Below are 15,915 nucleotides of genomic sequence, written 5' to 3' on the forward strand. Positions count from 1 at the left end.
CGTGACGCAAGTTGATATTGACGAGTTAATAAATTGACAGGCGAAGGCATTTAATTTTTAGGAATTAAGGGGTTATGAGGTTATGGAGTTGTGGGATTAAGGAGTTATAAAGTTAAGGAGTTAAGTCAAGTTCCTTGATGGCGTTAGCCATATTTTCGCTTTTCCACCTTTGCACCCTTTCACCTTTCTTCTCTTTTTCCTTTTCACGCTTTCACCTTTAACACCCTCACTTCCGCATTTCCCATCTTTTCCACTTCGTGCATTTCCTTGTCGTAGAACACGCTTTGTATAGCCTTATTGATGATGCCGTGCCCTACGGCTAGCACCGTTTGGTTGGGATAATGTTGGGCAATCATGTCGAGAAAGAGGCGGGCGCGACGCTTGATGTCCGTTAGCGACTCCACGTCTTCGGGCCAAACTTTGTCTTTTAAGCTAGGGATAAATGCGCCAGTGAAGCCACCCCAGTCGCGTTCGCGCAAGAGTGGGGTGCTGGTAAAGGGCATGTTGTGTGGTGCGGCGATGATGCGGCAGGTGTGTTCGGCGCGTTGTAGGTCGCTGCTTACAAAGGCGTCGATGGGCGTATCGCTAAGTTCGCGTGCCAGTTTTTCGGCTTGTGCCACGCCCGTCTCGTTCAGTTCGCCTGGCGTTTGACCTTGAAGTATTTGGTTGGCGTTGCCCACAGTTTCACCATGGCGTACCAATAAAAGAGTTGTCATATATTTAGTTTGTGAGGTTTTGAGTTTATGAGCTTATAAGTTTGTAAGTTTGGGGCGTGAGTTTATAAGCTTATACTAAAGATCCGCTTATAATTTCGTACGAGAATGAACACCTTTGTACTTTTCGTTGGGGGTGTGTTCGGGCTGCCTAAGCGTTAGTTTTTGGATGCCCTTTGTTATAAACGTCTCACAAAAGTAACCAAAAATATTGCACCGACAAAAGATAGTTTGTATTTTTGTAGGTAGGTTATGGCGAGTTCAGACAGCGTTCGACGAAAGGGAAAAGCCCCCACAAGGTGTCCCCACAAACGAAACGTTGATTTTATGGAGCAAGCCTAATATAATTCAGATGTATATATAATAATGAGTATGAAGACAGTTCAAACATCTTTCATCCGTGCCATCATCGCCATTGTGGTGGGACTATTGTTAATAAAATACCGCGAAGAAACGGTGACGTGGATAACAATTATCATCGGCGTGCTATTCTTTATATCGGGTTTGATTTCGTGTATCGTTTACCTCGTAAACCGAAATGCCAAGCCTAAGGCCGTTGTCGATGTGGAAGGAAGGCCCATTTCGATAGACAAACCCACGTTTCCTGTGGTTGGCATAGGCAGTTTGGTGTTGGGTGTAGCTTTGGCAGCGTTCCCCACAATTGTGGTTTATTGGATGGTTTACATCTTCGGTGCCATTCTTATCTTAGGTGCCGTGGGGCAATATGTAACCTTGGCCAGTGTGGTTAAGCTCTCTAAACTGAGCCTTTATTTTTGGCTCATGCCCTCGTTTGTGTTTGTTGTGGGGCTCATTGCCCTCTTCAAGCCCTCGTGGATAGCCTCTGCCCCCTTGCTTTTCCTTGGTTGGGCAATGGTGTTTTATGGCGTCGTGGAATGCGTTAACGCCTTTAAGATAATGAATATACATCGTCAAGTGGCACGAATTGAGGCACAACAACAAGCCGAAGCCGAAGCGGTGGAGGCCGAAGCGGTGGAGGTTGGTGCACAAGATAATGCCGAAACGTCGTGCTCAACTGATGAACCTTTGGTTAATAATACACCCGAAGAACAGGATAATCCCAACCTAGGGGCTGGAATTTAAGTCGAACGATATTCCCCTTCATGATGATTATGCAAACCGATAACGAACAATCACAAGCTGCGGAACGCACTCGTGTTCTGTTGGCTGGTGCAACGGGATATTTAGGACGTTTCATTTTAAACGAATTGCAGTGTAGAAACTATTCAACGCGTGTGATTGTGCGAACCCCATCGCGCCTAGGAACGGTTACGCCGAACGTAGATGTTAGGGTGGGCGAGGTGACGCAAGCCGACACCTTAAAGGGTGTTTGCGAGGATATAGACGTGGTAATAAGTACGGTGGGCATTACTCGGCAAAAAGACGGCATGACCTATATGGATGTTGATTTCCAAGCCAATGCCAACCTTATAGATGAAGCTAAGCGCAGCGGAGTGAAATGTTTTATCTACGTTTCTGTGTTTAATGGCGAGCAAATGCGACATCTGAAGATTTGCGAGGCTAAGGAACGGTTGGGCGATTATCTAAAAAATTCGGGATTAGATTATTGTATCGTCCGGCCAACGGGATTCTTTTCTGACATGGGAGACTTCCTTAAAATGGCCAAAGGGGGAAGTGTGTGGCTCTTTGGCAATGGCATGTTGCGCATGAATCCCATTCATGGTGCCGACTTGGCTCGGGCTGTTGTAGACGCCATGGATAACCATCAACACGAGCTTAACATTGGTGGTCCCGACGTGTTGACGCATAACCAGATTGCCGAATTGGCATTGCGAGCATACGGAAAGCAACCTCGTGTTCGCCATTTGCCCGATTTCGTGCGCCGATCCACCCTCTTCCTCCTTCGCAAGTTAACATCTGCCAAGACCTATGGACCCCTAGAATTCTTCCTCACGGCAATGGCTATGGACATGCAAGCGCCTACATACGGAGAGGAAAGGTTAGAAGATTTCTTTAAAAAAGAGGTCGAAGCCGAGCGGAAATAAACCGAATGCTCTTGTTTAATCATTAGTTTGTGGGATTGTTTGGCATAGGCTCGAAAGTGCGGTTTATGGTTTTGTAAGCTCGTTAGCTTATCAACAGGTTATTTGCATGTGTGTTGCCTACAGCTTTACCTGAGCAAACTTTATCCCTCTTTTGATAAAGTTATGCCCCTAACATCTCTGCATGATCAAAACACTGGGTATCTGTTTAGGATACCCTTTTTTGTTCTTCCATCCTTCAAAGCTTTGCTGATACATTCCCAATCTTTACTTACATGTCGCCCGCCCGGCAGTGATTTAAACCAAATCACTATGAGAAAAATGCATAAATGTTTTTGTGTTTTCCTGTTTTTAAATTAACTTTGCGGTCTATACAACTAAAATTTACAACAATCTTGCAATTATATAATAAAATATTTTCCAATAAAGGGTATATAAAAGCAAAAAGACTAATGATGTCTGTTGCTTTTATCGTCCTGTTTACAACATATACTATGGCGCAGAACTCTATCTCTATCCAACACATGATAGGCTTTCCCACGGAAGAACGGGGCTTCGACAAAGGTGTGTCGGCTTGCTTCTGTGGTGTGATTAACGGCTACTTATATATAGCGGGAGGCTGCAACTTCCCCGAAAAGCCTGTGGCAGAGGGTGGAAAAAAGCGGTTTTACAAGGCTATTTATGCAGCCGGACTAAATGCCAATAGCGACCGCCTGCAATGGAAAACCGTTGGACAGATGCCCCAACCAGCGGCATACGGTGTGAGCGTTACTTACGATAATTCGCTGATTTTCGTAGGTGGCAATAACGAAACGGGTAGTCTTACCACCGCCATTCGTCTGCGCCCCACAGCCACAGGCATGCAACAAGAGGCCTTACCCAACCTTCCCCAAGCGCTAGACAATATGGCTGGCACGGTGGTTGGCGACATCCTGTATGTGGTTGGTGGTAATTGCGAAGGCATAGCCACACAAAAAGTATGGTCGTTGAACCTTAAAATCGCGGCGAAAGAGGGTTGGAAAGTATTGCCTTCCATACCAGGCATAGCGCGTGTTCAGCCTATTGCCGCTCCTGTTGAGGGCGGATTGCTGGGCGTTTGGGGTGGTTTTGCGCCCAAAACAGACAATAAGCCAGCGCAGTTGGCTATGAATGGAGCAAGCTACAACGCAGGTTGTGGCACATGGACCATACTTCCTGTACCCACCGATGCCGTTGGCGAAGAGGTGTTTACGGGTGGAGCAACGGCCATCGCCGTACCCAAGAAAGGCGTTGTTGTGGTAGGTGGCGTAAACAAAGACGTGTTCCTTGCGGCCATCAACAAGTTGCCCGAGGGATATTTGTTGCACGAACCCGAGTGGTATCGATTTAACAGCAGGGTGTTGTGTTATTGCGATGGAGCTTGGACGCAACTCCTTCAGCATCCTTCTGTGGCTCGCGCAGGTTGTGCTCTTGCCTATTGGGATGGCTGGATGTATGTGGTTGGTGGCGAATTGAAGCCAGGCATACGCACGCCAGAGATTGTCAGGTTTCGTGTAGACTAGGCTATGGCTTTAGCTAATAGGTTTCGAATGCTTTTCGACTTATGGCAAGACCAGTACGAAGGTAAGCGATAGATAGGCAACGACAAATCGAGCGCACACCTTGAGATGCCTAAGCATACCTATATAAATAAGGTGTATTCACTGCAAAGACTATTTACGCGTGTGTTGAAGGGGACTTAATTCCCCAACGGCGCACAACAAATAAAATACGATAACAGAAAAATGAAAGCGAATAAAAACTACCCTTGGATTGTGGTTGGACTGTTATGGGTGGTGGCCCTACTTAATTATATGGACCGCCAAATGCTTTCCACGATGCAAGAAGCCATCAAGGCCGACATTGTAGAGCTGAACAAAGCCAAAGTTTTCGGTGCGTTGATGGCCATTTTCATGTGGGTATATGGCAGTTTCAGTCCCTTCGCGGGTGTCATTGCCGACAAGCTCAGTCGTAAATGGCTCGTAGTGGGTAGCCTCTTCGTATGGTCGGCCGTTACGCTCTCTATGGGTTTCGCTACCAATTTCGAAACACTCTACGTGCTTCGTGCCCTCATGGGTATTAGCGAAGCCCTTTACATTCCCTCGGCCCTAGCGCTTATCACCGACTGGCACACGGGCAAATCGCGCTCGTTGGCTATCGGTGTGCACATGACGGGCTTGTACGTTGGCCAAGGATTGGGTGGATTTGGAGGCAATTTAGCTCACCATTTCTCATGGCATTACACCTTTTTCGCCCTTGGTTTGATAGGCGTTCTCTATTCGTTGGTGTTGATGTTCTTGCTTCATGAAAACCCCGAATGCAGCGTAAAGAGTCGCAATACGGTAGCTCCAGGCGAAAAGCGCGAGAGCATTTGGCGCGGACTGAGCGTGGTGTTAAGCAACTGGGCCTTTTGGATTATCCTCTTCTACTTCGCCGTTCCTAGTCTGCCTGGCTGGGCAACAAAGAACTGGCTGCCCACACTTTTCTCTGAAAACCTGTCGTTAGACATGACGTCGGCTGGTCCGATGTCTACCATCACCATCTCCGTTTCGTCGTTCATCGGCGTTATTTGCGGTGGAATACTCTCTGATAGATGGGCGCAGCGCAACGTTCGTGGTCGTATCTACACCAGCGCCATTGGTCTTAGCCTCACCATTCCCGCTTTGCTGCTGCTAGGTTTTGGCCATAGCGTAGTGGGTGTAGTTGGTGCAGGACTGCTTTTTGGCATAGGTTTTGGCATTTTCGATGCCAACAACATGCCCATCCTTTGCCAGTTCGTGTCGGCCAAATACCGCGCAACGGCTTACGGCATCATGAACATGACGGGCGTTTTTGCTGGTGCAGCCGTTACGCAAGTGTTGGGTTCGTGGACCGATGGCGGAAATCTCGGATTGGGTTTTGCCCTTCTTGGCGGTATCGTGGCATTGGCCCTAATCATGCAACTAGCGTTCTTGCGACCGCAAACAGATAATGTACCGTAAGCATGTGAGTCTCTGAGAAACTTAGTTTTTTAGCTTTTTAGTTCTTGTGTGTTTCACTTTCTGAGTCTTTTCAGATACAAACGCTAACTAGAAGCTTACGAAGTTATAACTAGGAACACCCAACTCACAAACTGAATAACTTATAAACTCACCAGCTTACCAACTCAATAACTCCCAACTTACCAACTCAATAACTCACGAGCTCAATAAACTCACGAACTCACAAACTCACCAGCTCACCAACTTACAAACTCAATAACTCACGAACTTAAATAAAACTCACAATATAATGGAAAAGATTATAGGATTGATTGATGCGCCGTTTACGCCATTTCATGCCGACGGCGAAGTAAATCTCGAACCCATCGAACGCTATGCACAGATGTTGCAACACAACGGATTGAAGGGTGTGTTCATCAACGGCTCGTCGGGCGAGGGCTATATGCTCACCACCGAAGAACGCATGCTTTTGGCCGAACGTTGGGTGAGCGTTGCTCCCGCAGACTTTAAGGTGATCGTGCACGTTGGTAGCTGCTGCCTTAAAGAGAGCGTTGCCTTGGCGCGCCATGCCGAAAAGATTGGCGCATGGGGCGTTGGAGCTATGGCGCCGCCCTTCCCGAAGATAGGTCGCGTCGAAGAATTGGTAGACTATTGCGCTGCCATTGCTAGTGCTGCGCCATCACTTCCATTCTATTACTATCACATTCCAGCCTTCAACGGAGCCTTTTTGCCTATGGTCGACTTGATGAAAGCCGTAGATGGTCGCATACCTAACTTTGCCGGCATTAAGTACACCTTCGAAAGCTTGTACGAATACAACCAATGCCGACTTTATAAGGATGGTAAATACGACATGCTGCACGGACAAGACGAAACCATTTTGCCTTCTCTGGCACAGGGAGGAGCAAAAGGCGGTATCGGCGGAACAACCAATTATAACGGTCGCGAGCTAGTGGGCATCATCGACGCATGGAACCGTGGCGACTTGGAAACGGCTCGCGAAAAGCAGAATTTCTCGCAAGCCGTAATCAATGTGATATGCCATTTCCGCGGAAACATCGTTGGTGGAAAGCGCATCATGAAGTTCTTGGGCTTCGACCTTGGGCCAAACCGCACACCTTTCCGTAACATGACCGACGAAGAAGAGGCACAAATGCGTAGAGAATTAGAAGAGATAGGATTCTTCGAAAGGTGCAACGTGTGTAAATAACATAAGGAGAAAAGCACTAATAAACAAATGGATACAAAACAATATCTGCAACAATGGGCGCAACGCTATAAAGACGATTTGGTAAACAACATCATGCCGTTTTGGATGAAGTACGGTCTAGACCGTGAAAATGGCGGTGTATATACCTGCGTTGACCGCGACGGAACGCTCATGGACACCACTAAGAGCGTGTGGTTTCAAGGTCGTTTCGGCTTTGTTGCCGCTGCTGCATACAACAATATCGAACAAAACCCAGAATGGCTTGCAGCCTCTAAGAGTTGCATCGACTTCATTATTGACCATTGCACCGCACCCGACGGGCGCATGTACTTTGAGGTGACGGCCGACGGAACGCCACTTCGCATGCGTCGTTACCTCTTTTCAGAGTGTTTCGCCATCATCGCCATGGCCGAATACGCCATTGCCTCGGGCGATAAAAGCTACGCCCAGCGCGCACTCGACCTCTTCAAGCTGGTGCAACGTTATGCCTACACGCCAGGTTTGCTTCCTGCCAAGTATCTGCCCAACGTGCAATGCCAAGGCCATTCGCTCACGATGATACTCATCAACACGGCATCGCGATTGCGTATGGCTATCGACTACCCTATCTTGACAGACCAGATAGACACCTCGTTGCATGCCATTAAGAACTATTTCATGCATCCCGAATACAAGGCTTTGCTTGAAACGGTAGGTCCTAACGGCGAGTTTATCGACACCATCAATGGCAGAACCATCAACCCCGGCCACTGCATAGAGACGGCTTGGTTTGTTTTGGAAGAGTCGCGACACCGCAATTGGGATGCAGACTTAAAGCAAATGGCCCTCGAAATACTGGATTGGTCGTGGAATTGGGGATGGGATGAAGCCTACGGAGGCATCATCAACTTCCGCGACTGTAAGGGATTGCCCTCGCAAGACTATGCGCAAGACATGAAATTCTGGTGGCCACAAACCGAAACCGTTATCGCCATGCTGTACGCTTACTTGGCTACGGGCGACGAAAAGTACTTGGAGCGCCACCAGCTAATTAACGATTGGACCTACAAACACTTGCCCGACCCAGAGTTTGGCGAGTGGTATGGCTACCTGCATCGTGATGGCACGGTGGCTCAGCCCGCTAAAGGCAACCTCTTTAAGGGTCCGTTCCACATTCCGCGCATGCTCATCAACTCGTTCTTGTTGTGCAACGAAATTCTCAAAACAAAATTTTAACTACCGCTGATGAACAAGCGCGTAGACCTCTCGGTGAGCAATTACGGCACCACAAGCCTTTCTAAACATGTGCGAAGCGTGCATATCACAATGCACTTTGCCTTATTTTCAACCCCAAACCAACCGTTAGCGCAAGGTTGGCCCATGCTATATGGCCTCCCCTTTGTGTTGTCGGTAGGTTTGGGGTTGCTGCTTTCTTGTTGCGTTAAACTAGGTCTTGTCAACGTTAAACCACTCTTCCCTCGCGCGCGCGTACATATTATATAAGCGAATTCGGGATAAGAGAAATTCGTTATGCCATCTACCGATACGCGGTAGTTGGCGAGATCGCCATTTCTTTACTTGCGCAGTCTTGTTCGAAAGGCATGTTGTCTTATCGCGAACCTGTATCTTGTTGTGTAGGTTGGCTGTGCGAATGGTCATCGCAAACATATCTGCGTGTGCACTATACTCAATGCCGTGTGGGGGGAACGATGAACATCGCTTTTGTAAATCACATACTGTTGAAAATCGTCTAGAACACTCTTAAATACCGCTTTCATACATCTCGCCATGTAGCTAATGGTTGGAGCTGTTTTTACAGATAAGATGGAATCGTGTTCCATGTAAGTTGGAACATTGTTCCAGATAAGCTGGAATCGTGTTCCATATATGCTGGAATCGTATTCCATGTAAGAGATAACAACACCATTGATAGTAAACATGGCTCCGAGCAACGAGAAAGCGGAGTTTAGGAGCTAAAATCGTGCGTGACGAACGTATGCTTAGCAAACGCTCAAGCCTGTTGTTGAGGCTTTTACTTTCATTTCTTTCGATGTTTTTGCGAGCCCAAGATGTAGGCGTGTAAAGAATGTTTACCGACATGTTAAAGCACGCCTGAACAATAATAAGGATAAAACGAACATAATCTTTTGGGCAAAAACAACTTTTTTTCAATTTTATTTTGTTACTTTGCATCCGAATATACTCATTACCAAAAAGACAAGACTATGACGCAAGCAAAGCTGAAATTAGCATTGGTTGCCTTGTGCTACGCCCCTGTGGCCTTTGCGCAAACACCCAAAGATGACAAACAGCAACAGCCAACAACGGTAGACGAGTCGGCATTTACCTTCACCGAGGCACAACTCGGAGAGAACGATAACATGTCGCAAAACGTAACCATCATCAATTCGGCATCAAATCTCTATGCCTCGCAAGTGGGTTATCTTTTCTCACCAATGAGGTTCAGATACCGTGCTTTTAACCAAAAGTACAACGAAGTGCATGTAAACGGAGTGCCGGTAAACGATGTTGTGAGCGGACAATTTCGTTTCTCGAACGTGGGAGGCTTGAATCAGCAGACCCGCAACGCCGACTTTGCATTGCCATTTGAAAGCAACCTGTTTGCCATGCCTGCTATGGGCGGTTCTAACAACTACGATTTCAGACCCGCAAACTTACCGGCTGGACATCGTTTAACCCTTGGAGGCGCTAACCGTAACTATACCTTGCGTGGCATGTACACTTATAACAGTGGACTGAACGAGCGAGGCTGGGCATTCTCGGCCAACTTAACCTATCGCTGGGCTAACCGCGGATATGTAGAAGGCACGTTCTATAACGCACTGTCTTACTTCTTTGGCGTGCAAAAGGTGTTTGGTTCGCGCATGCAACATTCGCTGGCGTTGAGCACTTGGGGTAATCCCACCGAGCGCGGAACGCAAGGAGCAGCCACCGACGAAAGCTATTGGATAGCCAATAACAACCAATACAACCCCTATTGGGGATACCAAAACGGCAAGGTGAGAAACTCGCGCGTGGTAAACGACTTCTCCCCGTCGGCCGTAATGACGTGGGACTGGAAGATAGACGATGGCTTAAAGCTTTCAACTTCGCTGTTCGGACGATACAGCATGTACAAGAGCACGAAGCTGAACTACAATAACAGCGACAATCCACAGCCCGATTACTGGAAGATGTTACCCAGCAGCTATTACGATGTTTGGGATGAAACCAACGCCGTAGCAAGAACGGACCAGGCCTTAGACGACTGGAATACGGCCTATAACTATCTTACTGCACGGAAAGAAAACCGTCAAGTGAACTGGGATAGACTGTATGCGGCCAACCGAAGCGTGGCTGCGCAAGGGGTGGATGCCATGTATTTCCTGCAAGCCCGTCGTAACGACGCACTCAACCTCTCGTTGGCCTCTACGCTGAACATGCAGGTTACCAAAACATCTAGCTGGAATTTGGGCTATATCGTCAGCACCAATAACGCCCGCCACTATCAAACGATGGAGGACTTGCTGGGTGCAACCACCTATCACAACGTTAACACGTATGCCATCGGCACGTATGCGCCCAACTCTTCGCAGGTGCAATACGACCTGAATAACCCCAATGCGCTTGTTGGTAAAGGCGATGTGTTTGGCTACGACTATCGTTTGCTGGTGAATAAGGCCATGGCATGGACCAGCTATAATGTGCTTCTGGGTCGCGTCAACCTGATGTTTGCGGGTAAGGTAGGCGGTGTTAGCATGCAGCGCGACGGTAAAATGCGCAACGGACTCTTTGCCGACAGTTCGTTTGGCAAAAGTGGCACGGCTCGTTTCCTTGAAGGTGGCGGTAAGGCTAGCCTGATTTGGAGCATGGGAGGTGGCAATACGTTGCAGTTGGGACAAGGTTATCAGTATAATGCACCCACACCTTACGTGTCGTTTGTTGCTCCCGAGCTGAACAACGACTTTGTACAAGGACTTAAAAACGAACGTGTGTACAGCGCCGAACTGGGTTTTCAGCATCAATCGGGCCGTATACACCTCAACCTAAACGGCTATTTCAGTCATCTGAGCAATGTTTCTGATTGGCAATGCTTCTATTTCGACGATATCAACTCATTCTCTTACGTTTCGATAACAGGTCAGAAGAAAGTATTTTATGGTGTCGAAGCAGCGTTGAAGTATAAAATCAACTCCGTATTCGACGTGAAACTGCTCGGCACGATGAGCGAAGCCAAAACCATTAACGATGCTTACGTAACCTATGTAAACTCTACACAGGGCACTTACGAAACCGATATCTTGCTCAATAAGGACATGCGCGAGGCTGGAACACCCCTTACGGCGGGTAGTTTGATACTTAGCTACCACAAGGGAGGTTGGTTCGTAGACTTGGCCGGTAACTACTACGACCGTATTTACTTAGGTCATTCGCTCTATCATCGCTATAAGAGTGTTGGTGAGAAGCGTGGAAACGTAGACGCCGAAGGCAATGTGATGCGCTCTCCCCAAGAGAAAGGCCACGGAGGGTTTATGCTCGACGGATCAATTGGTAAGAGCCTCTATCTCAAACACGGACAGTTGTCTATCAACTTGATGTTCACAAACCTGCTGAACAACAGCCGTATCGTGACAGGTGGCTACGAACAAAGTCGTTCAGACTATACCGCATCGGGCAATGCACGTGCCTATAAGTTCTCGCGTAACCCCAAAAAGTTCTACGCTTGGGGTACCAATGCAATGCTCAACGTTACCTATCGTTTTTAATGCCACGAGACTTTAACGTCTCCAAGCATGCTATCTATAAATTGAGAAGTTCATAACCGGAACACGCACACCCGATGTCAGGCTGGCGAAAGTCAGTAACTCGGGGCGCGTAAACAAAACATCAATAACGACATGAAAATAAGATATTCGCTCATCGCCATAGCTTGTGCAGCCCTCGTTGGCTGTATGGACAAAGATTGGAACGACCCCAACAACAGCGAGGCGTATGGTAATCCGAGCATTAAAGAAACAAAAGTGATTACCATTGGCGAGCTGAAGAAGGATTACGCCGATGTTATCGCATCGCAAACAGCCCCTTATAAAAAGGTGGAGAACGATGTGCAAATTAAAGGGCGCATAACAGGTAACGACATTCAAGGCAACATCTATAATAGTGTATGCATCGAAGATGCAACAGGAGGCATACTTATTGACATCGCCCAAGGCGGTTTGTTTGCCTATTTGCCCGTTGGACAAGAGATTGTCGTTAACCTCAAAGACCTCTATGTGGGAAGTTATGGACAGCAGGCGGCTATCGGCACGCCCTTTACCAATGGTAAGGGGCAGACGTCGGTTAGCAGAATGAACCGCTATCTGTGGAACGAGCACTTCAATTATGTAGGCGCTGTCGATGCCTCGAAGGTTCAACCCGAGGTGTTCGACGTGTCGAAGATTGCCGATGCAGAGTATCTTCGCACGCATAGTGGCCGACTGATGACCATCAAGGGCGTAAAGTTTAAAGATGCCGATGGCACAAAGGTGTTTGCAACAGCTGCCGAGAAGGATGCCGCCAACAGTGTTAACCGCGAGCTGGAGGGTTACACCAACCGTCAGATTGTGGTGCGCACCAGCACCTATGCCGACTTTGCTGCCACGCCTTTGCCACAAGGAACGGTAGACATAACAGGCATATTCACCCGCTTTCGCAACACGTGGCAAATACTGTTGCGCACTGAAAGCGACGTGAAGAAATAAAGAATGCACTGAATTTTCGCCCATCTTCCAATTGCCTTTGCTTGTCTTCATGGTTAAGTTTATGCAGACAACGCAGTGGAGAGTGGGGTAGAAACTTTATTAAACAATCCATTAACACATATAACAACCAATCGTTATGAAGAAATTTATTTATTCGATGATGATGTTGGCCTTTGCTGCCACCACCTTTACGGGATGTGAAAGCGTTCCCGAACCATACGTAAACCCGAACCTGAAAAAGGGAGGAACCTCGGAAACGGTTGAACCCGGAAAAGCCGCAGGTACAGGAACGGAATCCGATCCTTATAACGTTACTGCCGCCTTGGAGAAGATTAAGACCCTGAAAGACGGAGAGGATACAGGCGAAATCTTTGTGAAAGGAAAGATTAGGAGTGTTAAGGAAGTGGATACAGGTAATTTTGGCAATGCCACTTACTTTATTTCCGACGACAATACCAAAAAGATGGATAGCTTGCAGATCTTCCGCAGCCTGTATTTAGGTAAGACCAAGTTCACTGCTAAGGATCAAATCAAAGCGGGCGACGAGGTAGTTATCCGTGGAATTTTCATTAATTTCAAAGGCAACACACCTGAAAGCGATGCCAACAAATCGTGGATTCACTCACTTAACGGTAAGAAAGTTGAGGCCGAAACGCTAGTTCCTGGCGAACCTAAGGGTGCTGGAACAGAGGCCGAACCTTACAACGTAACGGCCGCTTTGGCTAAGGTTAGGGCGTTGGCTGCCGATGGTAAGCTTGAAAATATCTATGTAAAGGGTAAAATTAGATTTATCAAATCGGTTGATAAAGGCCAATATGGTAATGCCACTTACTATATTTCGGACGACAATACCAAGAAGATGGACAGCTTGCAGATCTTCCGCAGCCTGTATTTAGGCAACACTAAGTTCACCGCAGACAACCAAATTAAGGTGGGAGATGAAGTTGTTATCTATGGTACATTCATCAATTTTAAGGGTAATACGCCCGAAACTGAAGGTAACAAGTCGTACATCTTCACGCTTAACGGCAAGAAAGAGGCAGGTGGAACTAATCCCGACAAGCCAGAAACACCCCAAACGGGCAAAGAACTTTCTATTGATGGGCAAGTGGTAACGTTGACCGCTGCCAACACAGAGGTGGGAACGGAAACCGTAACCTACGAAGTTAAGACCTTGGGAGAAACTGATATAAAAACGCTTACATCAATAAATTTGGCCGAAGGCTTGAAGATGACCTTTGATGCAGGTGGCGAACAGAACGCACCCGCTTATTTCGCGAAGTATCATAATGTGCGTCTGTATAAGAATAACAGCTTCACCATAACTGGGAACAAGAAGATTGCGAAGGTTATTCTTGACTGCGACAAGTTCAATACAACACTTTATGTTGGTAATTCCACGGCTACTGTTTCTTTCTCAGGCAACTCGGTAACTTACAAGAACGTGTTCTCAGAACCCAAGGGTGGTGGTGTGCAAATGCGCATACTTAAAGTTACTGTTGTATACGCCAAGTAAGACTTTTTGAGTTTGCTGAAAACTTTAGAACAGCAGCACACAACGTCTTCGTTGGTAACGGCTAAACCAGCGGTTGGCACAGTTTCTTGTTGACTCGTTAACTTGTTAACTTGTCGGCAGTCAGAGTCTCTTGGTCAATAGCCAATTCTCTCTTGCCAACTCACCAATTCACTAAAAAAGCATCTAAAGCTTTGGCGGGCTGCAAATTTATTCGTAAATTTGCAGCCCGTATAGTGTACGTATAACATAACATTTATATAAAATAGTAAAATGAAAAAAGGTATTCACCCCGAAAACTATCGCCCCGTCGTATTCAAAGATATGTCCAACGGCGATATGTTCCTTTCACAGTCTACTTGCAAAACAAATGATACAGTAGAGTTTGAAGGCGAAACTTACCCCGTGGTAAAGATTGAAATCTCAAGCACCTCGCACCCATTCTATACGGGTAAGAGCAAGCTTGTCGACACGGCTGGTCGCGTAGACCGCTTCATGAACCGCTATGGTAAGATCAAAAAATAATATATCTTTTTTACAAGCATATATTTAAAACTTCTGAAATGCGCCCTCAACGTAGTTGCATATACGTTAAGGGCGCATTTTGCAACTTGGCGTATGGCGTTTGCTGTATGGGCATCGACCAGCGCATCAATTCGTTTCATAACCTATAATCCTTTTTCTTGGCAAGATGATAAAGAAGATAATGATGTTCGCCGTGGCGTTTGCCTTGGTGGCTTGCGAGGGCGAAGACCTCAGCAAAGTGAACAAACCAAATGGTGGCGGCAATACGCCTACGGGCGAAAACCGCAACGCCAACGATGCCAGAACTCAGAGGGAATATGGCCGTTTGGAGTTTCCCCGACTTAAATCGGGGGCTAATCGGGTGCTGTTACATGCAACAGCCAATGGCGTTTTGAACTTCGCCATAGAATGGAACGACACAAAAAAGGCGCAAAGGTGGTCGTGCTACCAGCTCTTTAAGAGTAACATGATGAAGAATACAGACCGCTATAAGTCTGATTCCAACCAATATCCGGTTGACCCCTTGTTGCCCAAGACACTTTGGTTTACGTCCGATCCGTATTGGCGAACGGGCTACGATCATGGTCATATCTGTCCTTCGGCCGACAGACTCAATTCAGCCGAAGCCAATTACCAAACGTTTTATATCACCAATATGCAGCCACAGGTGCATGGATTTAATGCAGGCGTTTGGCAGAACATGGAAAATAAGGTGCGCGAGATAGCTAGCCGCAACGGATATTCATTCTGCGACACCCTCTATATTTGCAAGGGCGGCACCATCGACAAGCCCGAGCAGGTGTTGAAAACCGTAGGCAAAGGCTTGATTGTACCCAAATATTTCTTTATGGCCCTGCTTCGGGTGAAGAATGGCGTGTATAATGCCATGGGCTTTTGGATAGAACACAAGGCTAGCGATGATAAACGATTGGCCAAATATGCCGTCTCTATTAAGGAATTGGAGGAAAAGACGGGTATCGACTTTTTCTGTAATTTGCCCGATAATATTGAGAATGCCGTTGAAAACGCTGCGGTGAACAATACGTTTTGGGGGCTAGATTGAAAGATAGGCTATGCAAATTCGGGATAGGAGTGCGGTGTTTTTGGGCCAAAGTTAAGGCGTAAAATGGCTATTGCACCAACTAACGTTTTGTGGTAGATGGGTACATCGTATAGCCGAACAAATTCTTACACAGCTTTTTCTTATTCCAAAC

12 protein-coding genes are annotated in these 15,915 nt (G+C 47.1%); 11 read left to right on the plus strand and 1 reads right to left on the minus strand.

The window, feature by feature from the left end:
• Positions 1 to 203: 203 nt before the first annotated feature.
• Complete coding sequence (locus F453_RS0107905) at positions 204 to 716, minus strand: histidine phosphatase family protein (RefSeq protein ID WP_018967533.1); 513 nt, start codon at positions 714 to 716, stop codon at positions 204 to 206.
• A gap of 369 nt (positions 717 to 1,085) precedes the next feature.
• On the opposite strand from F453_RS0107905, the gene F453_RS0107910 reads away from it, so the two are divergent.
• The 11 genes from F453_RS0107910 (at position 1,086) to F453_RS0107965 (ending at position 15,764) form a co-directional block, all read left to right on the plus strand.
• Positions 1,086 to 1,814, plus strand: a complete 729-nt coding sequence (locus F453_RS0107910) for an HdeD family acid-resistance protein (RefSeq protein ID WP_018967534.1) — start codon at positions 1,086 to 1,088, stop codon at positions 1,812 to 1,814.
• A gap of 20 nt (positions 1,815 to 1,834) precedes the next feature.
• The gene (locus F453_RS0107915; RefSeq protein WP_018967535.1) at positions 1,835 to 2,737 is read left to right on the plus strand and encodes an SDR family oxidoreductase; all 903 of its coding nucleotides are present in this window, start codon (positions 1,835 to 1,837) and stop codon (positions 2,735 to 2,737) included.
• Between the two features lie 491 nt (positions 2,738 to 3,228).
• A complete protein-coding gene (locus tag F453_RS0107920) occupies positions 3,229 to 4,275 on the plus strand; it encodes a cyclically-permuted mutarotase family protein (protein ID WP_018967536.1) in 1,047 nt (348 codons plus the stop codon).
• A gap of 222 nt (positions 4,276 to 4,497) precedes the next feature.
• The gene (locus F453_RS0107925) at positions 4,498 to 5,733 is read left to right on the plus strand and encodes an MFS transporter (protein WP_018967537.1); all 1,236 of its coding nucleotides are present in this window, start codon (positions 4,498 to 4,500) and stop codon (positions 5,731 to 5,733) included.
• Positions 5,734 to 6,022: 289 nt separating this feature from the next.
• Positions 6,023 to 6,943 (plus strand): dihydrodipicolinate synthase family protein, encoded by a 921-nt coding sequence (locus tag F453_RS0107930; RefSeq protein ID WP_018967538.1) that lies wholly within the window; start codon positions 6,023 to 6,025, stop codon positions 6,941 to 6,943.
• A 27-nt stretch (positions 6,944 to 6,970) separates the two neighbouring features.
• On the plus strand, positions 6,971 to 8,158 hold the full coding sequence (locus tag F453_RS0107935) for an AGE family epimerase/isomerase (protein WP_018967539.1): 1,188 nt from the start codon (positions 6,971 to 6,973) through the stop codon (positions 8,156 to 8,158).
• 989 nt (positions 8,159 to 9,147) lie between these two features.
• Entirely contained in the window at positions 9,148 to 11,688 is a 2,541-nt protein-coding gene (locus F453_RS0107945) for a TonB-dependent receptor (RefSeq protein ID WP_018967541.1), read from the plus strand.
• 132 nt (positions 11,689 to 11,820) lie between these two features.
• A complete protein-coding gene (locus F453_RS0107950; RefSeq protein WP_025789958.1) occupies positions 11,821 to 12,663 on the plus strand; it encodes a DUF5689 domain-containing protein in 843 nt (280 codons plus the stop codon).
• 136 nt (positions 12,664 to 12,799) lie between these two features.
• Positions 12,800 to 14,179 carry a hypothetical protein gene (locus F453_RS0107955; protein WP_018967543.1) on the plus strand — a complete coding sequence of 460 codons (1,380 nt, stop codon included), beginning with the start codon at positions 12,800 to 12,802 and terminating at the stop codon, positions 14,177 to 14,179.
• Positions 14,180 to 14,449: 270 nt separating this feature from the next.
• Complete coding sequence (locus tag F453_RS0107960; RefSeq protein WP_009229215.1) at positions 14,450 to 14,701, plus strand: type B 50S ribosomal protein L31; 252 nt, start codon at positions 14,450 to 14,452, stop codon at positions 14,699 to 14,701.
• A gap of 166 nt (positions 14,702 to 14,867) precedes the next feature.
• On the plus strand, positions 14,868 to 15,764 hold the full coding sequence (locus F453_RS0107965; protein WP_018967544.1) for a DNA/RNA non-specific endonuclease: 897 nt from the start codon (positions 14,868 to 14,870) through the stop codon (positions 15,762 to 15,764).
• Positions 15,765 to 15,915 lie beyond the last annotated feature (151 nt).

Source organism: Hoylesella loescheii DSM 19665 = JCM 12249 = ATCC 15930 (genome assembly GCF_000378085.1).
In the GTDB taxonomy this organism is placed as follows: domain Bacteria; phylum Bacteroidota; class Bacteroidia; order Bacteroidales; family Bacteroidaceae; genus Prevotella; species Prevotella loescheii.

What these genes read in the sequence shown, in the direction of transcription:
- F453_RS0107960 (WP_009229215.1), top strand. Translation starts at nt 14,450, where the DNA reads ATGAAAAAAGGTATTCACCCCGAAAACTATCGCCCCGTCGTATTCAAA.
- F453_RS0107920 (WP_018967536.1), top strand. Translation starts at nt 3,229, where the DNA reads ATGGCGCAGAACTCTATCTCTATCCAACACATGATAGGCTTTCCCACG.
- F453_RS0107945 (WP_018967541.1), top strand. Translation starts at nt 9,148, where the DNA reads ATGACGCAAGCAAAGCTGAAATTAGCATTGGTTGCCTTGTGCTACGCC.
- F453_RS0107905 (WP_018967533.1), bottom strand. Translation starts at nt 716, where the DNA reads ATGACAACTCTTTTATTGGTACGCCATGGTGAAACTGTGGGCAACGCC.
- F453_RS0107915 (WP_018967535.1), top strand. Translation starts at nt 1,835, where the DNA reads ATGATGATTATGCAAACCGATAACGAACAATCACAAGCTGCGGAACGC.
- F453_RS0107935 (WP_018967539.1), top strand. Translation starts at nt 6,971, where the DNA reads ATGGATACAAAACAATATCTGCAACAATGGGCGCAACGCTATAAAGAC.
- F453_RS0107950 (WP_025789958.1), top strand. Translation starts at nt 11,821, where the DNA reads ATGAAAATAAGATATTCGCTCATCGCCATAGCTTGTGCAGCCCTCGTT.
- F453_RS0107910 (WP_018967534.1), top strand. Translation starts at nt 1,086, where the DNA reads ATGAAGACAGTTCAAACATCTTTCATCCGTGCCATCATCGCCATTGTG.
- F453_RS0107965 (WP_018967544.1), top strand. Translation starts at nt 14,868, where the DNA reads ATGATAAAGAAGATAATGATGTTCGCCGTGGCGTTTGCCTTGGTGGCT.
- F453_RS0107925 (WP_018967537.1), top strand. Translation starts at nt 4,498, where the DNA reads ATGAAAGCGAATAAAAACTACCCTTGGATTGTGGTTGGACTGTTATGG.
- F453_RS0107955 (WP_018967543.1), top strand. Translation starts at nt 12,800, where the DNA reads ATGAAGAAATTTATTTATTCGATGATGATGTTGGCCTTTGCTGCCACC.
- F453_RS0107930 (WP_018967538.1), top strand. Translation starts at nt 6,023, where the DNA reads ATGGAAAAGATTATAGGATTGATTGATGCGCCGTTTACGCCATTTCAT.